Annotated in this window: 18 protein-coding genes and 1 pseudogene; 6 read left to right on the forward strand and 13 right to left on the reverse strand. The window is 72.8% G+C overall.

What is annotated here, in order from left to right:
• Positions 1–1,262: hypothetical protein (locus tag ACWBNA_RS18705; RefSeq protein WP_482705514.1), on the reverse strand; the 1,262-nt coding region annotated here is incomplete at its 3' end.
• Positions 1,263–1,407: 145 nt separating this feature from the next.
• Positions 1,408–1,659, reverse strand: a complete 252-nt coding sequence (locus tag ACWBNA_RS18710; RefSeq protein WP_482705515.1) for a helix-turn-helix domain-containing protein — start codon at positions 1,657–1,659, stop codon at positions 1,408–1,410.
• A gap of 32 nt (positions 1,660–1,691) precedes the next feature.
• Here ACWBNA_RS18710 and map point away from each other — a divergent pair, with 32 nt between their 5' ends.
• Both map and ACWBNA_RS18720 read left to right on the forward strand, forming a co-directional pair.
• A complete protein-coding gene (map, locus tag ACWBNA_RS18715; protein ID WP_482705516.1) occupies positions 1,692–2,459 on the forward strand; it encodes a type I methionyl aminopeptidase in 768 nt (255 codons plus the stop codon).
• A 269-nt stretch (positions 2,460–2,728) separates the two neighbouring features.
• Entirely contained in the window at positions 2,729–5,272 is a 2,544-nt protein-coding gene (locus ACWBNA_RS18720) for an ATP-dependent Clp protease ATP-binding subunit (protein WP_482705517.1), read from the forward strand.
• Positions 5,273–5,275: 3 nt separating this feature from the next.
• Here the strand turns inward: ACWBNA_RS18720 and ggt are convergent, their stop codons facing one another.
• Positions 5,276–7,072 (reverse strand): gamma-glutamyltransferase, encoded by a 1,797-nt coding sequence (gene ggt, locus ACWBNA_RS18725; protein WP_482705518.1) that lies wholly within the window; start codon positions 7,070–7,072, stop codon positions 5,276–5,278.
• Between the two features lie 119 nt (positions 7,073–7,191).
• Here ggt and ACWBNA_RS18730 point away from each other — a divergent pair, with 119 nt between their 5' ends.
• On the forward strand, positions 7,192–7,950 hold the full coding sequence (locus ACWBNA_RS18730) for a hypothetical protein (RefSeq protein ID WP_482705519.1): 759 nt from the start codon (positions 7,192–7,194) through the stop codon (positions 7,948–7,950).
• A 124-nt stretch (positions 7,951–8,074) separates the two neighbouring features.
• On the forward strand, positions 8,075–9,640 hold the full coding sequence (locus ACWBNA_RS18735) for an alpha/beta fold hydrolase (protein WP_482705520.1): 1,566 nt from the start codon (positions 8,075–8,077) through the stop codon (positions 9,638–9,640).
• Between the two features lie 262 nt (positions 9,641–9,902).
• On the opposite strand, the gene ACWBNA_RS18740 is transcribed toward ACWBNA_RS18735, so the two are convergent.
• Together ACWBNA_RS18740 and ACWBNA_RS18745 are read right to left on the reverse strand one after the other, a co-directional pair.
• Positions 9,903–10,646, reverse strand: a complete 744-nt coding sequence (locus ACWBNA_RS18740) for an amino acid ABC transporter ATP-binding protein (protein WP_482705521.1) — start codon at positions 10,644–10,646, stop codon at positions 9,903–9,905.
• A gap of 126 nt (positions 10,647–10,772) precedes the next feature.
• Positions 10,773–11,180 carry a DUF6278 family protein gene (locus tag ACWBNA_RS18745; RefSeq protein WP_482705522.1) on the reverse strand — a complete coding sequence of 136 codons (408 nt, stop codon included), beginning with the start codon at positions 11,178–11,180 and terminating at the stop codon, positions 10,773–10,775.
• A 14-nt stretch (positions 11,181–11,194) separates the two neighbouring features.
• Here ACWBNA_RS18745 and ACWBNA_RS18750 point away from each other — a divergent pair.
• A pseudogene (locus tag ACWBNA_RS18750) lies at positions 11,195–11,750 on the forward strand (SGNH/GDSL hydrolase family protein); the annotation flags it as partial.
• Here ACWBNA_RS18750 and ACWBNA_RS18755 read toward each other — a convergent pair.
• The 8 genes from ACWBNA_RS18755 to ACWBNA_RS18790 form a co-directional block, all read right to left on the reverse strand.
• Positions 11,728–12,507: an exodeoxyribonuclease III gene (locus ACWBNA_RS18755; RefSeq protein ID WP_482705523.1), complete on the reverse strand. Its 780-nt coding sequence runs from the start codon at positions 12,505–12,507 to the stop codon at positions 11,728–11,730. The pseudogene ACWBNA_RS18750 and the gene ACWBNA_RS18755 sit on opposite strands and share 23 nt — an antisense overlap.
• Positions 12,508–12,577: 70 nt before the next feature.
• Positions 12,578–13,213 (reverse strand): MBL fold metallo-hydrolase, encoded by a 636-nt coding sequence (locus ACWBNA_RS18760; RefSeq protein ID WP_482705524.1) that lies wholly within the window; start codon positions 13,211–13,213, stop codon positions 12,578–12,580.
• Positions 13,214–13,247: 34 nt separating this feature from the next.
• Complete coding sequence (pcaDC, locus tag ACWBNA_RS18765) at positions 13,248–14,549, reverse strand: bifunctional 3-oxoadipate enol-lactonase/4-carboxymuconolactone decarboxylase PcaDC (RefSeq protein ID WP_482705525.1); 1,302 nt, start codon at positions 14,547–14,549, stop codon at positions 13,248–13,250.
• Between the two features lie 128 nt (positions 14,550–14,677).
• Positions 14,678–16,780 carry an SWIM zinc finger family protein gene (locus ACWBNA_RS18770; protein ID WP_482705526.1) on the reverse strand — a complete coding sequence of 701 codons (2,103 nt, stop codon included), beginning with the start codon at positions 16,778–16,780 and terminating at the stop codon, positions 14,678–14,680.
• 425 nt (positions 16,781–17,205) lie between these two features.
• Positions 17,206–20,055 carry a DEAD/DEAH box helicase gene (locus ACWBNA_RS18775; protein ID WP_482705709.1) on the reverse strand — a complete coding sequence of 950 codons (2,850 nt, stop codon included), beginning with the start codon at positions 20,053–20,055 and terminating at the stop codon, positions 17,206–17,208.
• A gap of 109 nt (positions 20,056–20,164) precedes the next feature.
• The gene (locus ACWBNA_RS18780) at positions 20,165–20,740 is read right to left on the reverse strand and encodes a sugar kinase (protein WP_482705527.1); all 576 of its coding nucleotides are present in this window, start codon (positions 20,738–20,740) and stop codon (positions 20,165–20,167) included.
• Positions 20,737–21,885 (reverse strand): ROK family glucokinase, encoded by a 1,149-nt coding sequence (locus ACWBNA_RS18785; protein ID WP_217238968.1) that lies wholly within the window; start codon positions 21,883–21,885, stop codon positions 20,737–20,739. Before ACWBNA_RS18785 ends, ACWBNA_RS18780 begins: the two co-directional genes overlap by 4 nt.
• Before the next feature lie 233 nt (positions 21,886–22,118).
• A complete protein-coding gene (locus ACWBNA_RS18790) occupies positions 22,119–22,856 on the reverse strand; it encodes a GntR family transcriptional regulator (RefSeq protein WP_482705528.1) in 738 nt (245 codons plus the stop codon).
• Between the two features lie 130 nt (positions 22,857–22,986).
• On the opposite strand from ACWBNA_RS18790, the gene ACWBNA_RS18795 reads away from it, so the two are divergent.
• Positions 22,987–24,009 (forward strand): Gfo/Idh/MocA family protein, encoded by a 1,023-nt coding sequence (locus tag ACWBNA_RS18795; protein ID WP_482705529.1) that lies wholly within the window; start codon positions 22,987–22,989, stop codon positions 24,007–24,009.
• The last annotated feature ends 89 nt before the right edge of the window (positions 24,010–24,098 follow it).

The following is a 24,098-nucleotide window of genomic DNA, read 5'->3' on the forward strand; positions in this document are numbered from 1 at the left end:
GCGTCCAACGGCTCGGCCCGCGGCTGCGACCGCGCATCGGCCGCGGCCCCGGCGAACCGGGCTCCGCGCAGGCCGCGGCCGGTGGCGACGGGTGCGGCGGGCAGGTCCGGTACGACGGCCGGCGGTACGACGACGGGGGCGCCCTCCTCCTCCACCCCCGCGAAGCGCGCGCCGCCGCGCCGGCGCTTGCGTGACTTGGGGGTGGCGGCGGGCTGCTCCGGCGGGGCGGACGGTTCCTCGAAGACGGGGGCCTGCCGCTCGGGAGCGGACGGGCTGTCGTACTCGGCACGACCGGCGTCGGGATCGTCCTCCGCGGCGGACGCGAACCGGAGGTCACGCTGCTGCGGCATGTCGGGGAATCCGGCGCCGTACGAGTCGTCGTGCCCGTCCGGTCGCGCACCGTACGCAACGTCACGGCCGTCCGATCGCCCACCGTACGAGCCACCCCGACCGTCCGACGGCCCGGCGTGGGCCTCTCGGTCGTCTGACGCCCCGGCGTGGGCCGCTCGACCGTGCGACGGCGTGCCGAACCCGTCACGACCACCCGACGGGGCCCCGTACGCCTCACGGCCATCCGACGACGCGCCGTACGCCCCCCGCCCGTCCGGACGCGCACCGTACGACGCCCGCCCGTCCGGTCGCGGGTCATACGCCCCACGCCCGTCCGTCCGTGCGTCCCTCGCGTCGGCACGGAGCCCGAAGGCGCCTTCCGCCGCCCGCGCGCGCCGGATCTCCTCGGCCTTGCCGCCCACCGACCGTCGTTCCAAGTCCTCTATGCGCGCCCGGAGCTCGGCGCATCGGCGGGTCGCGCGTTCGTGGTCGTCGCGGGCCCAGGCGAGGTCGAGGCGGATGGCGTCGGCCTCCTGCCGGGTGGTCGCGGAAGCGAGGAACCGGCCGAGTTCCGCCTGCCGTTCGGCGGCGTAGCGCTGTTCGCGGAGCATGACGTCGAAGCGGTCGCCGAGGGCGTCCCGGCCGCCAGGCCGGGCGTCGTGGGCGACGAGCGCGGCGGCGTGCAGGGCGCGGGCGCGGTCCGCTTCGGGGGCGGCGACGGCGGCGCCGTACTCGGTGGCAAGGTCCTGGAGGAGCGCCTCGACGACGTCCCAGGGTGGTATCTCACGTCCGTCGAGGCAGGCCTGCATGCCGTCGGGGTCGCGCTGCCAGAACACGCCGCACCAGCCGGCGCCCTGGTCCAGGCGGCCCAGCAGACCGTCCAGGTAGTTCGCGAACTCCCGGACCCGGCCGGGGAGTTGATCCAGAGTCATCGCCCAACTCCCTCCAGACCGGAGCACTCCGGTCCGTAGGCAACACCAGTTGTGTTACGGGACGGCTACGAGCAGTTTTCCGGGGCAGTGCATGACCCTCATTGCGCGATCTTGACCGTTGCGCGGCGACGCCCCGGGAAGCCCGTCACACCTGTGCCGGCGCGCACAGCCCCGCCAGCTCGTCCATGGACAGACCGAGCGCCCGGGCCAGCGCGGCCACGGTGAAGAACGCCGGTGTCGGCGCCCGGCCGGTCTCGATCTTCCGGAGGGTCTCCGCGGAGATCCCGGCGTCGGCCGCGACCGCCGTCATGCTGCGACCACCGCGAGCCTCGCGCAGCAGCCGGCCGAGCCGTTCGCCACGTTCGCGCTCTTCGGGGGTGAGAGGGGTGCGTACCATGCCGTCATTGTAATACCGGTATAGTAATTGGCATGGTAGAGCTGAAGACGGACACATCCATCGACGCCATGTACGAGGCGGGCCAGGTCGTGGGACAGGCCCTGACGGCCGTACGGCAAGCCGCTGACGTCGGCGTTTCCCTGCTGGAGCTGGACGAGGTGGCGCACGACGTGCTGCGCGGGGCGCGTGCGGGCTCGCCCTTCCTCGGCTATCGGCCCTCGTTCGCCCCCACGCCCTTCCCCGCCGTCATCTGTGCCTCGGTGAACAACGCGATCGTGCACGGCATCCCGACCCCCTACCGGCTGCGCGACGGCGACCTCGTCTCCATCGACTGCGGCGCCGAGCTGGGCGGATGGGCCGGCGACTCCGCGATCAGCTTCGTGGTCGGCGAGCCGCGTCCGGCGGACGTCGCGCTGATCGAGACCGCCGAGCGGGCGCTGGCGGCGGGCATCGAGGCGGCGGTCGTGGGCAACCGCATCGGCGACATCGCGCACGCGATCGGCACCGTGTGCCGCGCCGGGGGCTACGGCATCCCGGACGGCTTCGGCGGCCACGGCATCGGCCGCCGCATGCACGAGGACCCGCCGGTCCCCAACGAGGGCCGCCCCCAGCGCGGCCTCCCGTTGCGGCACGGCATGGCCCTGGCGCTCGAGCCCATGCTCATCGGCGGCGGCACGGACGGCTACCACGAGGCACCGGACGGCTGGACGCTGCGGACCGACGACGGCTCGCGGGCGGCACACGTGGAGCACACGGTGGCGATCACGGACGCGGGACCGCGGATCCTGACGGCGCGCTGACCGACGCCGCTCGTCCCTCCCCGCGCCTGGTCGTGGCAGGCGCGGGGAGGGAGGCTCCCGGGAAGCGTGCGCGGCCACGGGAAGTCCCCGCGAGGTTCTCTGGACGATCCCGCGAGCTTTCCTGAAGGTGCCCCCTCCCCTCGTTCGTGCGAAGGTGTTCTACGAGTGCGCCCAGGGGTGTAACCACCTGTCACGTGGGTTACCCGACTCCGGCACGTCGATCAGCGAGGGCGTCCCGGGCCCGCGCAGGGACGCCGGATGGGAACGCCATGACCAGCGGCTTCACCGGCTCAGAAGGCTACGACGCCTTCGGAGAATTCCTCGCCCGATTCTTCGGCGGACCGCGCCCCGGTCCCCGGCAGATCGACATCGGGCGGCTGCTCAGTCAGCCCGCAAGGGAACTGGTGCGGGGCGCCGCCCAGTACGCCGCCGAACACGGCAGCCGGGATCTGGACACCCAGCATCTCCTGCGGGCCGCGCTGTCCGCCGAGCCGACCAGGAGCCTGCTCAGCCGCGCCGGCGCGGATCCCGACTCCCTCGCGACGGAGATCGACGAGCGCTCGGGCCCGGTCCAGCACCCGCCGGGCGAGGTACCGCCGCCGACCTCGCTGTCGCTCACCCCGGCCGCCAAGCGCGCCCTGCTGGACGCGCACGACCTGGCCCGGGCCCGCGGCACCGGCTACATCGGCCCCGAGCACGTGCTGAGCGCCCTCGCGGCGAACCCCGACTCGGCGGCCGGGCACATCCTGAACTCGGCCCATTTCGCGCCCTCCGCCCTCCCGCCGGAGTCGGCCCCGGACGGCGGGCAGACCAGCGGCGAACGGCCGCGCGCCGCGTCCACGCCCACGCTGGACAAGTACGGCCGCGATCTGACCGACCTGGCGCGCAAGGGCCGTATCGACCCGGTGATCGGGCGGGACGAGGAGATCGAGCAGACCATCGAGGTGCTCTCCCGGCGCGGCAAGAACAACCCGGTGCTCATCGGTGACGCGGGCGTCGGCAAGACCGCCGTCGTGGAGGGGCTCGCCCAGCGCATCGCGGACGGTGACGTGCCGGACGTGCTCATCGGGCGGCGGGTGTTCGCCCTGGACCTGACCGGTGTGGTCGCGGGCACTCGCTACCGGGGTGACTTCGAGGAGCGGCTCAACAACATCGTCGGCGAGATCCGCGCCAACTCCGACCGGCTGATCGTCTTCATCGACGAGGTGCACACCGTCGTCGGTGCCGGAGGCGGCGGCGAGGGCGGGTCCATGGACGCCGGCAACATCCTCAAGCCCGCCCTGGCCCGGGGCGAGCTGCACATCGTGGGCGCCACCACGCTGGAGGAGTTCCGCCGGATCGAGAAGGACGCGGCGCTGGCCCGCCGTTTCCAGCCGATCCTCATCCCGGAGCCCACTCCCGCGGACGCGATCGAGATCCTGCGCGGGCTGCGCGACCGGTACGAGGCCCACCACCAGGTCCGTTACGTGGACGAGGCGCTGGTCGCGGCCGTCGAACTGTCCGACCGCTATCTCTCCGACCGGCGTCTGCCGGACAAGGCCATCGACCTGATCGACCAGGCCGGGGCCCGGGTGCGGCTGCACGCCCGGACGAAGGGCACGGACGTACGGACCCTGGAGCGCGAGGTCGAGCAGCTGATCACGGACAAGGACCAGGCGGTCGCGGCCGAGCAGTACGAGCAGGCCACGCAACTGCGGGACCGGATCGTCGAACTGAAGCAGCGGATCACCGAGGCCGGCGGCGACGGCGAGGCGGACGAGGGGCAGCACCTGGAGGTCACCGCCGAGGCCATCGCGCAGGTGGTGTCGCGGCAGACCGGCATCCCGGTGAGCAGCCTCACCGAGGAGGAGAAGGACCGGCTGCTCGGCCTGGAACAGCATCTGCACGAGCGGGTCGTCGGCCAGGAGGAGGCGGTCCGGGTGGTCGCCGACGCGGTGATGCGCTCCCGCGCCGGGCTCGCCAGCCCTGACCGGCCGATCGGCAGCTTCCTCTTCCTCGGTCCGACCGGGGTGGGCAAGACCGAACTGGCGCGGGCGCTCGCCGAGGCCCTGTTCGGCAGCGAGGAGCGGATGGTCCGCCTGGACATGAGCGAGTACCAGGAGCGGCACACGGTGAGCCGCCTGGTCGGCGCCCCGCCCGGGTACGTGGGCCACGAGGAGGCGGGCCAGCTCACCGAGGTCGTGCGCCGGCACCCGTACTCGCTGCTCCTGCTCGACGAGGTGGAGAAGGCGCACCCGGACGTCTTCAACATCCTCCTGCAGGTCCTCGACGACGGGCGGCTGACCGACTCCCAGGGCCGCACGGTCGACTTCACCAACACCGTCATCGTCATGACCAGCAACCTCGGCTCCGAGGCCATCACCCGGCGCGGCGCGGGCATCGGGTTCGGGGCGGGCGGCGCCGAGGCGGACGAGGAGGCGCGGCGCGAGCAGATCCTGCGCCCGCTGCGGGAGCACTTCCGGCCCGAGTTCCTCAACCGGATCGACGAGATCGTCGTCTTCCGCCAGCTCACCGCCGAGCAGTTGCGGCAGATCACCCACCTGCTGCTGGAGCGGACCCGCCGGCTGCTGGACGCGCAGGGCATCGCGGTCGACTTCACCGACACGGCCGTCGGCTGGCTCGCCGAGCGCGGCTACCAGCCGGAGTACGGTGCCCGGCCGCTGCGCCGGACCATCCAGCGCGAGGTCGACAACCAGCTGTCCCGGCTGCTGCTGGACGGCCGTGTCGCGGCCGGTGGCCGGGTGACGGTGGACGCCGAGGGCGGACGGCTCGCCTTCCGTACGGGGGACGTGCCGCCCGCCCCTGAGCTGTGACCCCTACGGCGCCGGGTACACGACCATCGCCGAGCCGCCGCCGCGTCGTACCTTCTCGGCGGCGGCAAGCCACTTGCCACCCGGCAGCCGCTGTACGGCCGTCGCCGCGCCGATCTCCGGATTCAGCTTGAAGGAGTGCCCGATGGCCTCCAGCCGCTTCGCCGTCTCGCTGCCGTAGAGCCCGGGTTCGAGCTCGGTCTGGGCGGCGTTGCGCTGGCTGGCGCGCGGTGCGGCGATCGCGTCGACCAGCGGCATCCCCCGGTCGAGGAACTGGGTGAGGGTCTGCAGCACGGTGGTGATGATGGTCGCGCCGCCGGGCGAACCCAGCGCCACCACCGGCCTGTCGTGCCGGTCCAGCACGATGGTGGGCGAGATCGACGACCGCGGCCGCTTGCCCGGACCGGGCAGGTTCGGGTCGTGGACGGCCGGGTTCGCCGGGGCGAAGGAGAAGTCCGTCAGCTCGTTGTTGAGGATGAACCCGCGGCCGGGGACCGTGATGCCGCTGCCGCCGGTCTGCTCGATGGTGAGCGTGTAGGCGACGACGTTGCCCCACTTGTCGGCCGCCGTCAGATGCGTGGTGTTCTCGCCCTCGTACGTCGTCGGCGCCGCCGTCCCTCCGGCGCCGCAGGCGGCCGGGTCGCGCGGGTCGCCGGGCGCGACCGGGCTGGTGAGCACCGCGTCGTCCTTGATGAGGCACGCACGCGAGTCGGCGTACTTCTGCGACAGCAGTTGCTTCGTCGGTACGTCCTCGAAGGCCGGGTCGCCGACCCAGCGCCCCCGGTCCGCGAACGCGATCCGGCTCGCCTCGATGTAGCGGTGCAGGTACTGGACGTCGCTCGCCTTCGAAAGGTCGGTCTTCTCCAGGATGTTGAGGGCTTCGCCGACCGTCGTGCCGCCGGAGGAGGAGGGCGCGATGGAGTAGACGCCGAGGCCGCGGTAGGAGGTCTTCGTGGGCGCCTGGGCCTTGGCGCGGTAGGCCGCGAGGTCCTTCCGCGTCAGGTCGCCCGGGCGGGCGTTCCAGCCCGAAGCGGGGTCCACGGGCGGCTTGTTCACCGTGTCGACGATGTCCTCGCCGAGGTCGCCGTGGTAGATCGCGCCGACGCCCTTGCGGCCCAACTCGGCGTAGGTGCGGGCGAGATCGGGGTTCTTGAAGGTGGAGCCGACGACGGGGAGCTGTCCGTTCGGCAGGAACAGCTCGGCGGTGTCCGGGAAGTAGCGGAACCGGGTCTCGTTGGAGGCGGTCTGGGAGCGGAAGGTGTCGTCGACGACGAATCCGTCCCGGGCGATGCGCTCGGCGGGCTTCAGGACGCTGCCGAGCCCCTTGCTGCCCCACTTGTCGAGCGCTCTCTGCCAGGTGGCGGGCGTGCCCGGCGTACCGACGCTCAGCCCGCTGCTGACGGCGTCGGCGAACGCGAGGGGCTTGCCGTTCTCCAGGAAGAGGCCGGAGTCGGCGGTCAGCGGGGCGGTCTCGCGGCCGTCGATCGTGTGCACGGTACGGGACTTGGCGTCGTAGTAGACGAAGTAGCCGCCACCGCCGATGCCGGAGGAGTAGGGCTCGGTGACGCCGAGCGCGGCGGCCGTGGCGACGGCCGCGTCCACCGCGTTGCCGCCCTTCTTCAGCACCTCGATGCCGGCGGCGGAGGCGTCCGCGTCGACGCTGGCCACGGCGCCGCCGTAGCCGACGGCGAGGGGAACCTTGGCAACGGCCGGGCTTTGACCGGTCGGTGGCGCCGCCCCCACCGACACCACGGCGGCCGAGACCGCGAGAACCGACAGTTTCCGTGCGACAGGGCCACGCATCCGAACCTCCAGCCAGAAGACCGTTCGCGCAGCTTATGCGATCGTCATGGCCTCGTCAGGAAGGCACGAGGAGCCGGTCTCGAACACCGGTTTGCGTTCGCCCGCTAACATGCGCGCCCATGAATGACGACGTGCGCAACATCGTCCTGGGTGTGCTGGCCGCCGGCATCAGTGCCGCGCTCGGCTGGCTGGCCCGGACCTACCTGTGGAAGCGGAAGCTCCGCCGCAAGCAGGCCTTCTTCGGGCTGCCCGACAACTCCGAGTCGCTGCTGGTGGTCAACCGCGGCGCCGCCGGGCCCGACCTGGCGGTGATGCGCTACGACGTGTTCGCCCTCCTCGAACTGGCCGCGCTGATCAAGGACTGCAGCGCCCACGCCCAGGTCGTCCCGCACGACGCGGCCCGGCAGGGTTTCGGTGAGCGCACCGAGTTCTGTGTGGGCGGCCCGGCGTCCAACCGCCGCATGGCCGCGCACCTGTCCTCACTGCTGCCCGGCGTGCGGGTGAACGTGGACGCCGAACCGAGTCCGGACCGCGGGGCCTTCCAGATCGGCTCCGAGCGCTACCGCGTGGACGTCGGCAGGACCGAGTACACCCTCCTGGCCCGGCTCACCGTGGACGAGAGCCACGGCACCCGCCCCGTCTTCCTCTTCTGCGGCCAGACCGCGATCACCAACCAGGCCACGACCCGCTATCTCGCCCGCAACCACGAACGGCTGACGCGCAAGTACGGCGACGCGGCCTTCGTCCTGCTGCTGAAGGTGGTCAACTCGCAGGCGTACGGCCCCGACGTCGTCGAACTGGTCGCCGACGTCACCCGCGAGGCACAGGCACCCCTTCCGACCCCGGCGGCTCCGCGCAACTCCCACCGCGCCTCCTAGGTTTCAGCACATTCCACCAATCGTTACTCCCACGTAACTTACCGATGGGTTACCTACGGTAAGAGGCCGACGTTACCGTCGGGTCACTTTGCACTTACACGAGTGACCGAGTCAGGAGTGATCCGTGGGACACCATCGCAAGGCCCTGCGCACGACCACCGTGGGTGCCGTCTCGGCGACGCTGATCGCCGGCAGCGCCCTCGGGCTCGCCCCGACCGCCCAGGCGGCGACCGCCATCCGCTTCGTCGACATCACCGGCGACGGCGGCACGGTCCTCAAGGCAAACGTCATCACGCCCGCCGGCGCCGACGGCACGCGCCGCTACCCCCTGCTCGTGATGCCCACGAGCTGGGGTCTGCCCCAGGTCGAGTATCTCGCCCAGGCCCAGAAGCTCGCGAACTCAGGGTATGTGGTGGTCAGTTACAACGTGCGCGGCTTCTGGCAGTCCGGCGGCGAGATAGAAGTCGCGGGCCCGCCCGACACGGCCGACGCCTCCAAGGTGATCGACTGGGCGCTCGCCAACACCCCCGCCGACGCACGGAAGGTCGGCATGGCCGGGGTCTCCTACGGCGCCGGCATCAGCCTGCTCGCCGCCGCGCACGACAAGCGCGTCAAGGCGGTCGCCGCCCTGAGCGGCTGGGCCGACCTGATCGGCTCGATCTACTCCGGCCGCACCCAGCACGTCCAGGCCGCCGGGCTCCTGGACGGCGCGAGCGTCATCACGGGCCGCCAGGGCCCCGAAGTCCGGCAGGTCTTCGACGACTTCTACGCCTCCAACCTGGCCAAGGAGCCGGAGCTCGTCGCCTGGGGGAAGAAACGTTCCGCTGCGACCTATGTAGACCAGCTGAACAGCAACGGCGCCGCGGTCATGATGGCCAACGCGTGGGGCGACACGGTGTTCCCGCCCAACCAGTACGCGGACTTCTACGAGAAGCTGACCGGCCCGAAGCGACTGGAGTTCCGCCCCGGCGACCACGCGACCGCCGAGATCACCGGCCTGTTCGGGCTGCCCAACGACGTGTGGACGGACACCGAGCGCTGGTTCGACCACTACCTCCTCGGCGAGGACAACGGAATCGACCGCGAGCAGCCCGTCCAGCTCAAGTCCCGTTCCACGGGCGGCTACGAAGGCTATCCGGACTGGAAGTCGGTGGGGGCGACCCAGAAGAAGATCGCCCTCGCGGGCACGACCACGATCCGCGCGAACGTCGACTCGGGCGCCAACGGCGGGGTGGTCTTCCTCTCCAGCATCCTCGACCAGGTCGCCCAGCTGCCCCCGGTCGCCTCGATCCCGCTGCTCCCCCGCCGCTGGGCCGCGGTGTGGCAGTCGGAGAAGTACGCCAAAGCCCAACAGGTGCGCGGTACCTCGAAGTTGCACACCACCCTCACCCCGACCAAGGAGAGCGGCACCCTCGTCGCCTACCTGTACGACGTGGGGCCGCTCGGCCTCGGCAAGCTGGTCAGCAGCGCGCCGTACACCTTCCACGGGCGGACCCCGGGGAAGCCGTTCGACGTCGACCTGGAGCTGTTCTCCACGGCCTACGACGTCCCGGCAGGGCACCGGCTGGCCCTGGTGGTCGACACGGTCGACCCGCTCTACATCGAGCACAACCCGTCCGGCGCGCAGCTGACCTTCTCCTCGCCGGCCACCGACCCGTCGTACGTGTCGATTCCGCTGCGCGAGCAGTGATCTCCGGCTGCTGCCGGGCGGGTATGGGCTCTCGAGCTGCCACCCCCCTACGGTTTTCGGGCCGTGGGGGGACCCCCACCCGGCAGCAGCGTCATCGGTTCGGCCGTCACGTGGGTGGACAGGCCACCGTACACGTGGTCGTGCTGACGAGCCGTGGGCCGGGGAAAGTCGCCGAGCGCGGGGGCGGTGGCCGTCGGGTGAAATCCCACGGCCGGGGCGAAGGGCACACGGGTGGTACGGAACACGGTTCGTACGCTCCCGCTCAGTGCTTGAGGATCTTGGAGAGGAAGTCCTTGGCCCGCTCGCTGTCCGGGTTGGTGAAGAACTCCTCGGGGGCGCGGTCCTCGACGATCCGGCCGTCGGACATGAACACGACGCGGTTGGCGGCCGAGCGGGCGAAGCCCATCTCGTGGGTGACGACGACCATGGTCATGCCGTCACGGGCCAGTTGCTGCATGACCTCGAGAACCTCGTTGATCATTTCCGGGTCGAGGGCCGAGGTCGGCTCGTCGAACAGGAGCGCCTTGGGCTCCATCGCGAGGGCGCGGGCGATGGCCACGCGCTGCTGCTGCCCGCCGGAGAGCTGCGCCGGGTACTTGTCCGCCTGGTCGGCGACGCCGACGCGGTCGAGGAGTTCGCGGGAGCGCTTGTCGGCCTGCTCCTTCTTGCGTTTGCGGACCTTGATCTGGGCCAGCGAGACGTTCTGCAGGACCGTCTTGTGGGCGAAGAGGTTGAAGGACTGGAAGACCATGCCGACGTCGGCCCGGAGTCGCGCGAGGGCCTTGCCCTCGTCCGGCAGCGGCCGCCCCTCCAGCGTGATGGAACCGGAGCGGATGGTCTCCAGCCGGTTGATGGCCCTGCACAGGGTCGACTTCCCGGACCCCGAAGGCCCGATGACGACGACCACCTCCCCCTTGCCGACAGTGAGGTTGATGTCCTGCAGGACATGCAGCTCCCCGAAGTACTTGTTGACGTCACGCAGTTCGATCAACGGATCGACGGCCATGCCCAGCCCTACTCACTCTCAGCTGTGTCGTAGTTGCCGCAACCTATCCGGGCAAGATCGCAGGCGAGGCACGACACGCACTTTTCGGGCATTAGCCGTATTTACGTCGACCTGTGGGCCAGAGATTCACGCTTCTGCGACTTCGGCGTACAGCTGCGAGAGCTCGGGCACCCCGCTGCTCGCCCACTCGTGCCCGGAGGCCACGACGTCGAACTCGCGGCCGGAGGCGAGCCGGATGACGGGCTGGCCGCCGGGCCACAGGTCCCACGCCGCGCCGGGAACCGTGCGCACGATGACCGTGCCGAGATAGAGCCCGGCGTCGTTGCCGAGCCACGGCAGCACCTCCTCGTCGTCCCGCCAGCGCGGCACCAGCTGGTCCAGCGCCTCCAACGAGGCGGCCGTGTCGTCGAGTTGGACGCCCTCCCGGGACGCCTGGGAACGCAGCAGCTCGCATTCGGAGAGGAGTTCGGCGATGCCCTCGGGGTCGGGGGCGCCGGGCTTCTCGCGCCGGTTGCCCAGAAAAGGGATCTTCATACGCCCAGCGTGTCATCCGCACCCCCGTGCGCACCACAGGCGCGCGGGCCGTCGATTCCGGCCGCACGCTCACCGTGCACGGAGCCCGGCTGACCTGGCCGAGGCGGACAGCGGGCGAGGGGGACGACGTGCGGGCCGCCGGCCAGGACGTCCGGGGCGGGCGGCCGCGGTGGCGCGCTCGCCTTCCTGGTCGCGGCCGCGGCAGGGGACCAGGTGAGCGGCACGGTCACGTACGCCGACGGCACCCGCTCCCCGTACCGGCTGACCACGCCCTCGACTGGCACCGCGGACCGCTCGCCACCCAGGCGGTGGCCCCGCACCTCAACACCCCTGCCGGCCAACTCACCGAGCAGGCCCGGCTGTACGTCGTGACAGTGCCGCTCCTGCCGGGGCGCAGGGGCGCTCGGTACGGCTGCCGGACGCGGGCGACCCGCGTGTGTTCGCGCTGTCGGTGCGGGCCACCACGCCCGGCTGGACGCGGAGTTGGGCGGCCGCGACCTCCGGCTGCTCGGCCGTGGACCCTGGTCGGATGCGACTGCTCGCGGGACTACACCTCCAGGTCCACCACGACCGGCGCGTGGTCCGACGCGCCCTTGCCCTTGCGCTCCTCGCGGTCCACGTACGCGTCGGTGACGGACTTGGCGAACGGCTCGTTGCCGTACACCAGGTCGATGCGCATGCCGCGGTTCTTGGGGAAGCAGAGCTGGCGGTAGTCCCAGTACGTGAACGGGTGCTCGTACTTCAGGGGCCTCGGGACCACGTCCGACAGGCCCGCCTCGCGCAGGGAGGCCAGGGCGGCGCGCTCGGCGGGGGTGACATGGGTGGCGCCCTCGAAGGCGGACCTGTCGTACACGTCGTCGTCCGTCGGGGCCACGTTGTAGTCGCCCATCACCGCGAACGGGCGGCTGCCTGCCGCGTCGCCCGCCACGGCCGCCTTCAGGGCCTCGAACCACAGCAGCTTGTACGCGTAGTGCGGGTGGTCCACCTCGCGGCCGTTCGGCACGTACACCGACCAGACGCGGACCGGGCCGCAGGTCGCGGAGATGGCCCGGGGCTCGGGGGCGCCGTCGAAGCCGGGGTCGCCCGGCAGGCCCTTGACCACGTCCTCGATGCCGACGCGGGAGAGCACCGCCACGCCGTTCCACCGGCCGGTGGCGTGCACCGCCGCCTCGTAGCCCAGCTCGCGCAGCTGGTCGAGCGGGAACTGCTCCTCGGCGACCTTGGCCTCCTGGAGGCACAGCACGTCGGTGCCGCTGCTCTCCAGCCAGGCCAACAGCCTTGGCAGGCGGGCGGTGATCGAGTTCACGTTCCAGGTCGCGATGCGCATGCCTGACAACTTACCCGGCGCCTCTGACAACGCGGCCCGCCCGGGGGCCGGGCGCCGGGGCCGGGGGCCGTCACACCTCGGCCGACTCCCCCGGCGTCAGCCTCATGTGCTTCGAGCCGCCGAGGGCACCGATCTGGTTGTCGTAGACCGGGCGGGCGAGGTCGGTGAGGAGGGCGTCGTGGATGTCGTACGCGCGCTGCGGCCTGACCTCGCGGACGTAGTCGATGACCTCGGAGATCTTGCTCCAGGGGGCCATCACGGGGAGCATCAGCGTCTCGACGGCGTGGTCGGGGACGGTGAGGGCGTCGCCGGGGTGGAAGACCCTGCCGTCGTCGACGAGGAAGCCGACGTTGGTGATGCGCGGGATGTCCGGGTGGATCACGGCGTGCAGTTCTCCGTGGACCTGGACGTCGAAGCCGGCGGCGGTGAAGGTGTCGCCGTGGCCGACCGTGTGGACGCGGCCCGGGAAGGCGGCGGAGATCTTCTCCGCGACCGACCTCAGGGTCCAGATCTCGGTGGCCGGGTTGGCGTCCATGGCTCCCCGCAGCCGCTCCTCGTTGAAGTGGTCGGGGTGCTCGTGCGTGATGAGGACGGCGTCCGCGCCGGCCGCGGCGTCCAGCTCGCTGAACCCGCCGGGGTCGAGGACGAGCGTTCGTCCGTCCTTCTCGAGGCGGACGCAGGCGTGCGACATCTTCGTGAGCTTCATGGCTTCCATCCTGCCTCCGGCCCCGGTACGGGGCTCACTCGGTCGGGGTGGTCTCCTCGCGGATGACCTGTTGGGCCACCTTGAACGCGCTGTTGGCCGCCGGTACGCCGCAGTACACGGCCGCCTGCAGCAGCACTTCCTTGATCTCGGCCGGGGTGAGGCCGTTGCGCAGGGCGGCGCGGGTGTGGAAGGCGAGCTCCTCCAGGTGACCGCCGGCGACCAGCGCGGTGAGGGTGACACAGCTGCGGGAGCGCCGGTCGAGGCCGGGCCGGTCCCAGATCTCGCCCCAGGCGTAGCGGGTGATGAACTCCTGGAAGTCCCCGGAGAACTCGTCGGCCTGGCCGAGGGCCTGGTCGACGTGGGCGTCGCCCAGCACCTCGCGACGGACCTTGAGGCCGGCGTCGTAGGGGTCCGGGCGCCCCATCACCTGGGGTTCCGCGGCGGCCGCGGCGATCTCGGCGCGGGGCGCGGGCTGCGGCGGCGCGGCCGACAGCACCGGCTTGATCGGCGAGGCCACGATGGCCGCCATCTGGCCGGTGGTGGAGTCGAAGGCGGGCTGCCAGGCGGTGGAGAAATGTCTCACCAGGAGGTCGGTGACGGCGGCGGGCTGTTCGACCGGCACCAGGTGGGAGGCGCCGGGGACGACGGCGAGCCGGGCGTCCGGGATGCCGGCGACCAGGGTGCGGGCCTCGGCGGGGCCGGTGACCTGGTCGTCCGAGCCGACCAGGACCAGGGTCGGCACCCCGACCCGGCCGAGTTCGGGCCGTACGTCGAAGGAGGCCAGCGCCTCGCAGGCCGCGATGTAGCAGCCGGGGTCGGTGGTGCGCACCATCTGCACGGCCCACTCGGTGATGGCGGGCTGCGCGGCGGCGAACCCACCGGTGAACCAGCGGTCCGGGGAGCTGCGGGCGATCGGGTCGAGCCCGTTCGTCCGGACGATCACCCCGCGCTGCCGGAACTCGTCCGCCGTGCCGAAGCGCGGCGAGGCGGCGATGAGGGCGAGCGAGGCGACCCGCTCGGGGTGGCGCAGGGCCAGCTCGATACCGACCGCGCCGCCGAGGGCGCAGCCCGCGTAGCCGAAGCGTTGCACGCCGAGCCCGTCGAGCGTGGCCAGCAGCCGGGTGCTCAGGTCGGCGACCGACCCGGCCGGGTAGGCGGGGGCGCCACCGTGTCCCGGCAGGTCGAACCGGAAGACACGCCACTGCTTGGCCAGCTCGGGAACCTGCCGGTCCCACATGTGCCACGTGGTACCGAGCGAGGGGCCCAGGATGAGCACCGGGGCGTCTTCCGGGCCGTCGAACCGGTACTGGAGGGCGGGGCTCTTCGTCTCACTCACCGCTCCACGCTAACCGCCTTTTCTTCCGCGCCGACCGCTGGGCCCCTACTCCTCACACCTGCCTCCCGAACATCAGCGGCGAACTCTCACACCGCCTCCACGGAAGGGAGATCCACAACGGCGGCGCCTCAGAACTCGCCGCCCGAGCCCAGGCCCGTGAGGGCGCCGACAGGGTCGAGGTCGGGGGTGCCGCGCGGCCACCAGTCCTCGTGGCCCGGCTCGGACTCGTAGGCGTACCACAGGCCGTCGCGGCCGAGGCGGAGCTGGACATGGCCTCGGGGATGGGTGAGGTGGTTGTGCCAGGGGCGGAAGGCGGGAAGGTCGGCGGCGAGGAGCAGGGGGCGGGCACGGTCGAAGCGGCCGGCCGGCGGGTCCCAGGGCTCTTCGAGGACGGCGAGACCCGCCAGTCCGCCCTGACGCCAGGCGGCGACGGCGCGGGCCAGTTCGGCCGGGGTACGGCCGGCGGCGGAGGCGAGTGCCGCGTACAGGGCGCGGGTGCCGGCGGTGAGGCCGGAACCGGGCCGGGCCGCGGCGAGCCGCACCGCGTCCTGCCACAGGGCCAGTTCGCCGACCGGGTCGCGGCCGGTGACGAGCAGCGCGTGGGCGCGGGCCGCCGCGTCGGTCGCCAACTGGTCCAGCGCGAAGGGGTCCGGGCCGCCCGGGGCGGCGGGGTACACCGGGGGCTGCTCGGGATGCGGGGGCGGGGGCAGGGGCGCCGGGAGGGGTGGGAGGGAGCGGGGGGCGAGGACCTCGCTCGCCCGTACACCGGGCAACCGGGCCGGTGCCGCGTCCTGGGCGGCGCGGGCCGCGCGGGTGGCGCTCAGCCGGGACAGGGCGTCGAGCAGGTCGCGCTCGCCACGGCCGCGCAGCAGGAGCAGGACGAAGGGGTCGGCGTCGAGCAGTCGGGCGGTCTGGTAGCAGAGGGCGGCGGCGTGCTTGCAGGGGTGGCCGCGGTCGGGGCAGCTGCACTGCGGTTCCAGGTCACCGGGACCGGGGAGCAGCGGGACGCCGCCCTCCGCGAGCGCCTGGGGCATCTCCCTGTCCAGCAGTGCGGCGATGTGTCCCGGCCGCTCGGCGGCGCTGTCCAGGAACCGGTCCCAGTCGGCGTCGTCGAGCGTACGCAGCCGCACCTGCACGCGGTACGGCCGCGGGCGGCTCCCCTGCACATAGGCGAGCACCATTCCGGGCGTCACCGTGATGGCGTCCACGTTCCCCTGCTCCGCGTACGCCCGCCCCCGCGCCAGCCGCTTGGCGTCCAACGCGCCCTCCTCCAGCGCGGTAACCCACGCGTTGCCCCACCAGGTCTCGGCGAAGCCGGCGCCGTCCGACGGCCGGGGCGGGAAGGCGGGGAAGGTACGACGCAGGTCGCCGTCGCGGCCTGGGGCGGCCATGGAAGAGGGCCGGCGGGGTGGTGCGGGAGGGGTGGGTGTGGGTGTGGGAGCGGGGCTCGCCGTGCTGGTGCCTCTGAGGGCGTCGGCGTCGGCGTCGGCGTCGGCGTCGGTATCAGGGTCGGTGTCGGTATCAGGGTCGGTGTCGGTATCAGGGTCGGTGTCGGTATCAGGGTCGGTGTCGGTCGCGTCCGGTGCGGCCGAGGCCGCGGGCGGTTCTGCGCTGCTGTCGATCCCGTCTTGCCTGACGTCGCTGTCCCCCGGTTCCTCATCAGGCATCCGGAAGGCGTCGGCCAGCAGCTCCCGTACGTCACGCGCCCGGCGGTCGGCGGTCCGGCCGGGCGCGGCGCCACGAGCCGGGGAGGCGACGGGTGAAGGGGTACGGCCCGCCCGGCGCCCGGTCGCGGTCTCCTGGGTCTCGGCGTCCGCCCGAGCCCGCCGTGCCGTGTCGCGGGCCGCACGCAGCGCCTCGCGCGCGACGTCCGCGGGGCGCACGCCCCGAGGGCCCGCTGCGCCACCGCTCCGGTCCGGCGAGCCGGGCTGATGTCCGGGGTCGGCGGAGCGGGCCCCGCCACCGGCTGCGGCCCCGCCACCGGGTGACGCCTCCCGCGTCGAGCTGCCTGACGTACCGCCGTCGGCACCGGTGGACGCGTCCTGGTCCGGCACACCCGTGTCGCTCTCGGATGCGCTACTGGAGCCCGCCTCCGGCGCCGCCCTGTCGTGGGCGCTGCCCGCGTCAACGGTGTCCGCGGTCCCACCGCGCCTGGCGGCGATCGCCTTCCGCAGCGCCTCACGGGCCACGTCACCCGGCCGGGCGTGAGCCACCGGAGCCTTCTCGGGCACCGGTTCTGTCTCCGCCACCGTCCCCGTTTCGGGCAGCGGCTCTGTCTCCGGCACCGTCCCTGACCCAGGCACCGGCTCCGCCCTGGAAGCCCTCTCCGCCCCGGAAGCCGTCTCCGCGGCAGGCACCGCCTCCGTCCCGAGTGCTCGGGTGTCCACAGGTGCCGTGGCTTCGTGCCCTCCAGACCCTTCGTGTTCGCCCGCCTCGACGGGTGCCGTGTCTCCCTCGGACGACCCGGCCCCCACTGCCTCCCCGGCTTCCGCGGGCACCCTTCCCCACTCGGCCTCCCCGGGCGCCTTTCGCCGCCCGGCCTCCCCCGCCTCCCCGGGCGCCCCGCGCCGCCCGGCATCCTCGGCCGCCCCGCGGCCGGCGGCGCGCTCCCGGGCCTCCTGGAGTGCGCGGCGTGCCTGGTCGGCGGGGTGGGGGGTCACTGGGTCCTCCGGAGGGAGACCAGGTCGGTGAGTTCGCGGTCGGTGAGTTCCGTGAGGGCCGACTCGCCGGAGCCGAGGATCGCGTCGGCGAGTGCCCGCTTGGCCTCAAGCATCTCGGCGATGCGGTCCTCGACGGTGCCCTCGGTGATGAGGCGGTGGACCTGGACGGGCTGGGTCTGGCCGATGCGGTAGGCGCGGTCGGTGGCCTGTTCCTCCACGGCCGGGTTCCACCAGCGGTCGAAGTGGACGACGTGGCCCGCGCGGGTGAGGTTCAGGCCGGTGCCCGCCGCCTTCAACGACAGGACCAGCACCGGGGTCGCGCCGCTCTGGAAGCGGTCCACCATGCGTTCGCGCTCCGGTACCGGTGTGCCGCCGTGCAGGAGGTCCACCGGGACCGCGCGGGCGGTGAGGTGGGAGGTGATCAGGCGGGCCATGCCGACGTACTGCGTGAAGACGAGCGCCGAGCCGTCCTCGGCGAGCAGCGTGTCCAGCAGTTCGTCGAGCAGGGCCATCTTGCCGGAGCGGGCGGCGAGCCGGTCGGTGGCCGTGGCCGGGACGTCCTCCTTCAGGTAGAGCGCCGGGTGGTCGCAGACCTGCTTGAGCGCGGACAGCAGCTTGAGCACCAGGCCGCGGCGGCCGATGCCCTGCGCGGTCTCGATGGCCAGCAGCGACTCGCGCACCACCGCCTCGTAGAGCGCGGCCTGTTCGCGGGTGAGCGGGACCGGGTGGTCGGTCTCCGTCTTGGGTGGCAGCTCGGGGACGATGCCCGGGTCGGACTTCTTGCGGCGCAGGAGGAAGGGGCGCACGAGGCGGGCCAGCCGGACGACCGCCTCGTCGTCCTCGCCGTTCTCCACGGCCCGCGCGTGGCGGGCGCGGAAGGACTTCAGGGGACCCAGCAGGCCCGGTGTCGTCCAGTCCAGCAGGGCCCAGAGCTCGGAGAGGTTGTTCTCCACCGGCGTGCCGGTGAGGGCCACGCGCGCGGGGGTCGGGATCGTGCGCAGCGCCTTCGCGGTCGCCGAGTACGGGTTCTTCACGTGCTGTGCCTCGTCCGCGACGACCATGCCCCAGTGCTGCTCGGCCAGTCGTGGGGCCGCCGACCGCATGGTGCCGTACGTCGTGAGGACGAAGCCGCCGTCGAGGTCGTCCAGGCTGCGGTCCGGGCCGTGGAAGCGGCGGACGGGGACGCCGGGCGCGAACCGGGTGATCTCCCGCTGCCAGTTGCCCAGCAGGGAGGCCGGGCAGACCACCAGGGTGGGTTCGGTGCGGGCTCGGCGCAGGTGCAGGGCGATGACGGTGATCGTCTTGCCGAGTCCCATGTCGTCGGCGAGGCAGCCGCCGAGACCGAGGGAGGTCATGAGGTCCAGCCAGGCCAGGCCGCGGAGCTGGTAGTCGCGCAGTGTGGCGTGCAGGCCGGGTGGCGGTTCGGCGGGGCGTACGCCGGCCGTCAGGCGGTCGCGCAGGGTGGCCAGGGCACCGGCCGGGACCGCCTCGACCGTCTCGCCGTCGACCTCCGCGCTGCCGGTGAGGGCGACGGAGAGGGCGTCGACCGGGTCGAGCAGGCCCAGTTCGCGCTTGCGGGCCTTGCGGACGAGGGCGGGGTCGACCAGCACCCACTGGTCCCGCAGGCGGACGACCGGGCGATGGGCCTCGGCGAGCGTGTCCATCTCGCCGTCGCTGAGCGGGTCGCCGCCGAGCGCCAACTGCCAGCGGAACTGGAGCAGTTCCTCGCTCTCGAAGAAGCCGGTGCCGTCGGTCGCCGAGCCGGGCGCGGGTCGTACCACCGCGGCCGCGGTCAGGTCCTGCGCCAGGTCCCGCGGCCAGTGCACGGCCACTCCGGCCGCAGCCAGCCGGGTGGCCGCCACGCCGAGCAGGTCGCCCAACTCGTCGTCGGACAGGGCCAGTACGTCGGGCACGTCCTGTTCGGAGAGCCGGTCGAGCGGCGGCCACACCCGGGCCGCGCGCCGCACCGCGAGGGCCGCGTCCACGCGCGTGCGGGGACCGAAGGCGGCGTCCGCGTCGCCCGCCCACAGGGCCGCCGCGTCGACCACGAGGGTGGGGTCGGCGAGGCTGTGCACCTGGACGATCGCCGCGCCCGCGTGACGCGTGCCGTCGCCGCTGCCGTCGAAGAGGTTGTACGCCGACAGGTCCAGGCGGAGCGAGATCCGCACGCCCGCGTCCATGCCGGCGGCGACCTCCGCGGCCCAGTCGGCGGCGCCGGGCAGGCGCTGCGGCTCGCGCGCCGCGAACGGTTTGCCACAGGCGTACGCGGCGGCCGGGGTGCGGGGCAGGGTGTCCGCGACCGCGTCCAGGAAGGAGCGCATCAGCGCTTCCGGTTCGGGCAGCCGGATCGCGCCCGGGCCGGGCAGCGGGACCGCGTGCCCTTCGCAGGGCAGGGCTGCCGCGATCGCCCGCAGGTGGGCGATGTCGTCGGGGTCGAGGGGGCCGGCCCGCCAGGCGTCGTGGCCGGTGGCCGTCAGGCCGGGCAGCAGCCGGCCGCGGGCGGTGAGCCGCAGCGCGTGCAGTGCGGCGGCGCCCCAGCAGGCGGTGGCGGGGTGGGCGGCGGGATCGCGCCGGGCGCGGACGAGGAGCGGCAGGGCCTCGCCGAGGGGCAGCGACAGGGCGGGGGTGGTCCTGCGGCGTACTCCGCCGCCATGTCGCCGGACGACGGTGAGCTCGGTGTCGGCCGCGGCCGGCTGTCCGTCGTGGGGGTCCCAGAAGGCCATCCGTCCCTCACGCGGGAGCGGCGCGGGCAGGAACACGGCCGCGAGCCGGACGGGGACGGACCTGGCCTCTCCCGCCGGGGACGGGACCGCGCGGCCCGGGCTGCCGGGCGTCACCGCCGCCATGTCGCTCATACGTCCTGTCACCTCCCGCCCCTGTGCCGGATCAGTCGTCTTCGACTCTACGGGCGGGGTCTGACAATCGGCTCCGGCGACCGGCGGGGGGCTCGTCGTCCTAGGGAACCGTGCGCGAGACGACGTAGACCATGGGCGAGACCGGGTTGGACATGTTCACAACGATGTCCTGGGTGGGGGCCGGGTTCTTCTGCGTGTGGACGAGGCCGAGCCACGGGCCCGGACCCTTGAACGACCAGCCGCTGACGCTCTGGTCGCGCGTGCTGATGGTGATCTCACCCTGTTCGAGATCCTCGCGGTTGACGCCCACGCCGGTGAGGAAGGCGTCGAGGCCGGCGGCGCTGGTCCGGAACTGGACGTACAGGCGGCTGGTCTTCCAGTTGTTGGTCTCGTAGTAGGCGATGTGGTCCGCCGGGTGCGGGACCGGCACCTGGTAGATGCGGCGCTGCACCTTGGACGGCCAGCCCTCGGTGAGGCCGGTGGCCGAGTACTTCGCCTCCTTGTCCTTGCCGCTGTTGCGGCTCTGGTTCGCGGAGATGACGAGGTAGCCGGCCGGGACACCGATGAGCAGCACGATGATGAGCAGTGTGAGCGCCCGGCGCCGGTTCCGGTGCCGGCGGTCCTCCGGCGACGGCTCGTCCGGGGGCATGGCCTGGCGCGGCAGCGACGCCGTCACGCCGTGTCCTGCGACGTCCGGCGGGCCTCCGTGTACCGCTCGTAGCGCTCGTACCGCTCCACCCGGCGCCGCTTGGCGCGGCGGAAGCGGCGGGCGACCAGGCGGGACAGGTCGGCGGCGCCGACCATGCCGGCCTCGGGGCCGAGCTGGGCGCGGACGATGCGGGCCTCGGGACGGTAGCCGCGGCCGGTGAGCTGCCGCTTGAACGCGTCCCGTGCGGGGCCGATCAGCAGGCCGTCGGCGGCCGAGACACCGCCGCCGATCACGAAGCAGGAGGGGTCGAGGGCGGCGGCGAGGTTGGCGATGCCGACGCCGAGCCACTGGCCGATGTCCTGGAGCAGCTCGATGCACATGGCGTCGCCCTCGCGGGCCAGCTCGGTGATCATCGGGCCGGTGATGTCGCCGATGTTGCCCTTGACGTGCTCGATGATGCCGTACGCGACCGGGGAGTCCGCCGCGGCCAGTTCGCGCGCCTCCCTGACCAGGGCGTTGCCGGAGCTGTACTGCTCCCAGCAGCCGCGGTTGCCGCACGGGCAGCGGTGGCCGCCGGGCACGACCTGCATGTGGCCGAACTCGCCGGCGACGCCGTACTTGCCGCGCTTGACCTGGCCGTCCTCCAGTATGGCGCCGCCGATGCCGGTACCGAGCGTGATCATGACGAGGTGGTCCTCGCCGCGACCGGCGCCGAAGCGCCATTCCGCCCAGGCGGCGGTGTTGGCGTCGTTGTCGACGAGGACGGGCACGGACAGCCTGCTGGAGATGCGGTCCCTGAGGGGCTCGTTGCGCCAGGACAGGTGCGGCGCGAACAGGACGCGGTTGCGGTCGGCGTCGACCCAGCCGGCTGCGCCGATGCCGACGGCGTGCACGTCGTGGCGGTCGGACAGGTCCAGGACCAGCTCGACGATCGTGTCCTCCACGACCTTCGGGCTCTTGGACTTGTCCGGCGTCTCCGTGCGCAGTTTCTCCAGGATGTTGCCGTCGGCGTCGACGACGCCCGCCATCACCTTGGTACCGCCGATGTCGATACCGACGGTGGGCACGCGGGGTGCGGTGAGGTGCGAGCGGCGCTCCCTCGTGCCGACCGTGCGGAGCGCTGGCGCGCGGCGGGAGCCGATGGGGGCGCTGAAGTTGCCGTAGGTGCTCATCGGCCCTGATTCTGCCTCACGGTTGCGGTGGGTGCCGTGCAGGGGACCAAAGGGGCGGGTCCTGTGACGTGCCGGGTGCGGGTCGGGTGCGACTGCCCATCATCGTGCCCCGCTTCGACAGCGCGAATCCGTCTCCCCCGGGCGGCGTGAGGCCCTCGGCGATCCCGCGTCCGGCGACGGCAGACACGGCTCGGTCACTTGTCCTGACAATGCGACGAATCGGAACCCTGCCTTCAGGGTCGTACGAGCAGCTGGAACTCGAAGGAGTAGCGGGTGGGCCGGTAGGTGTGGCTGCCGAACTCGACCGCGCGGCCGGTGTCGTCGAAGGTGGTGCGCTGCATGGTGAGCAACGGGGCGCCGGTCTCCTCGGCGAGCCGCTCGGCCTCGGCGGCGGTGGCCGCGCGGGCGCCGATGGACTGCCGCGCGCTGTGCAGCGTGATCCCGGAGGCCCGCATCATGCGGTACAGGCCCGTGGCCTCCAGCTGCCCGGTGTCCAGGTCGAGCAGCCCGGGCGGCAGGTGGTTGCACAGGTACGCCATCGGCTCACCGTGCGCCAGACGCAGCCGTTCCACCCGGTGCACGTCGCTGTCCTCCGCCACGCCGAGAGCGGCCGCGATCTCCGCGGTCGCCGGGACGACGGTGTTGACGAGGACTTTCGTCGCGGGGCGCTGGCCTGCCGCCTCCAGGTCGTCGTAGAGGCTGCTGAGCTCCAGGGGACGCTTGACCTGGCTGTGCACGACCTGGGTGCCGACGCCTCGGCGGCGCACCAGCAGGCCCTTGTCGACGAGCGACTGGATGGCCTGGCGGACGGTGGGCCGGGACAGCCCGAGCCGGGCGGCGAGCTCGATCTCGTTGCCCAGCAGGCTGCCGGGGGTCAGCACTCCGTGCTCGATGGCGGCCTCCAACTGCTGGGACAGCTGGAAGTACAACGGCACCGGGCTGCTGCGGTCCACACTGAGCTCGAGCGTCACGGTCGGGTCCACTCCTGGTTTCGGCACGGGGCCGAGCGTAGCTCCGTGGATGGTTGACGGGAAGTTGTGTAGTTCGATTGTCCGGACATACGCATTGACAGCGTGCCGGGTCGGCACGCAGGTTGGTCACATGCGCATCGGAGTCATCGGTACGGGCCGCATAGGCACCATCCATGCGAAAACCCTGAGCCGGCACCGGGAGGTCGGCTCCCTGATCCTCACGGACGTGGACCCCGCGCGGGCCCAGGATCTCGCACACCGGCTGGGCGAGACGGCGGCGCCGGGAGTGGACGAGATCTTCACGTGGGGCGTGGACGCGGTGGTGATCACGACGGCGACGTCGGCGCACGCCGAACTGATCGGTCGGGCAGCACGCTCGGGCCTTCCCGTGTTCTGCGAGAAGCCCATCGCGCTGGATCTGGCGGGGACCTTACAGGCGCTCGGTGAGGTCGAGGCGGCCGGAACGATCCTGCAGATGGGGTTCCAGCGTCGCTTCGACGCGGGCTACCGGGGCGCGCGCGAGGCGGTGCGCTCGGGACGGCTCGGAAGGCTGCACACCGTGCGGGCACTGACATCGGACCAGGCGCCGCCGCCGGCCACGTATCTGCCGCTGTCCGGCGGGCTGTTCCGGGACACCCTGATCCACGACTTCGACGTCCTGCGCTGGGTGACCGGGCGCGAGATCGTCGACGTCTACGCGGCCGGGTCGGACGCGGGCCCCGCGATGTTCCGCGAGGCGGGCGACATCGACACGGGTGCGGCGCTGCTCACCCTGGACGACGGCACGCTCGCCACGGCGACGGCGACGCGGTTGAACGGGGCCGGGTACGACGTGCGCATGGAGCTCGCCGGGGAGCTGGACCAGATCGTGGTCGGTCTGGACGACCGCACGCCCATCGCGTCCACCGAGCCGACGGGACCGCCGGCCGCGGACAAGCCGTGGACGGGGTTTCTGGAGCGGTTCGGACCCGCGTACGAGACGGAGCTGTGCGAGTTCGTCGAGGTCGTACGAGGTGGGCGGCCCAACCCGTGCGACGGGCGCGAGGCGCTGCAGGCCTTGCGGATCGCCGAGGCGTGTGACGTGTCGCGGCGGGAGCGGCGGGTGGTGGCGCTCGCGGAGATCGCGGGCGCGGTCGGCGCGGCGGCGCTGTGACGCGGCGGGACAGGTCGGCGGCGCCGACCATGCCGGCCTCGGGGCCGAGCTGGGCGCGGACGATCCGGGCGTCGGGACGGTAGCCAGGG

Source organism: Streptomyces sp. Q2 (assembly GCF_056820935.1).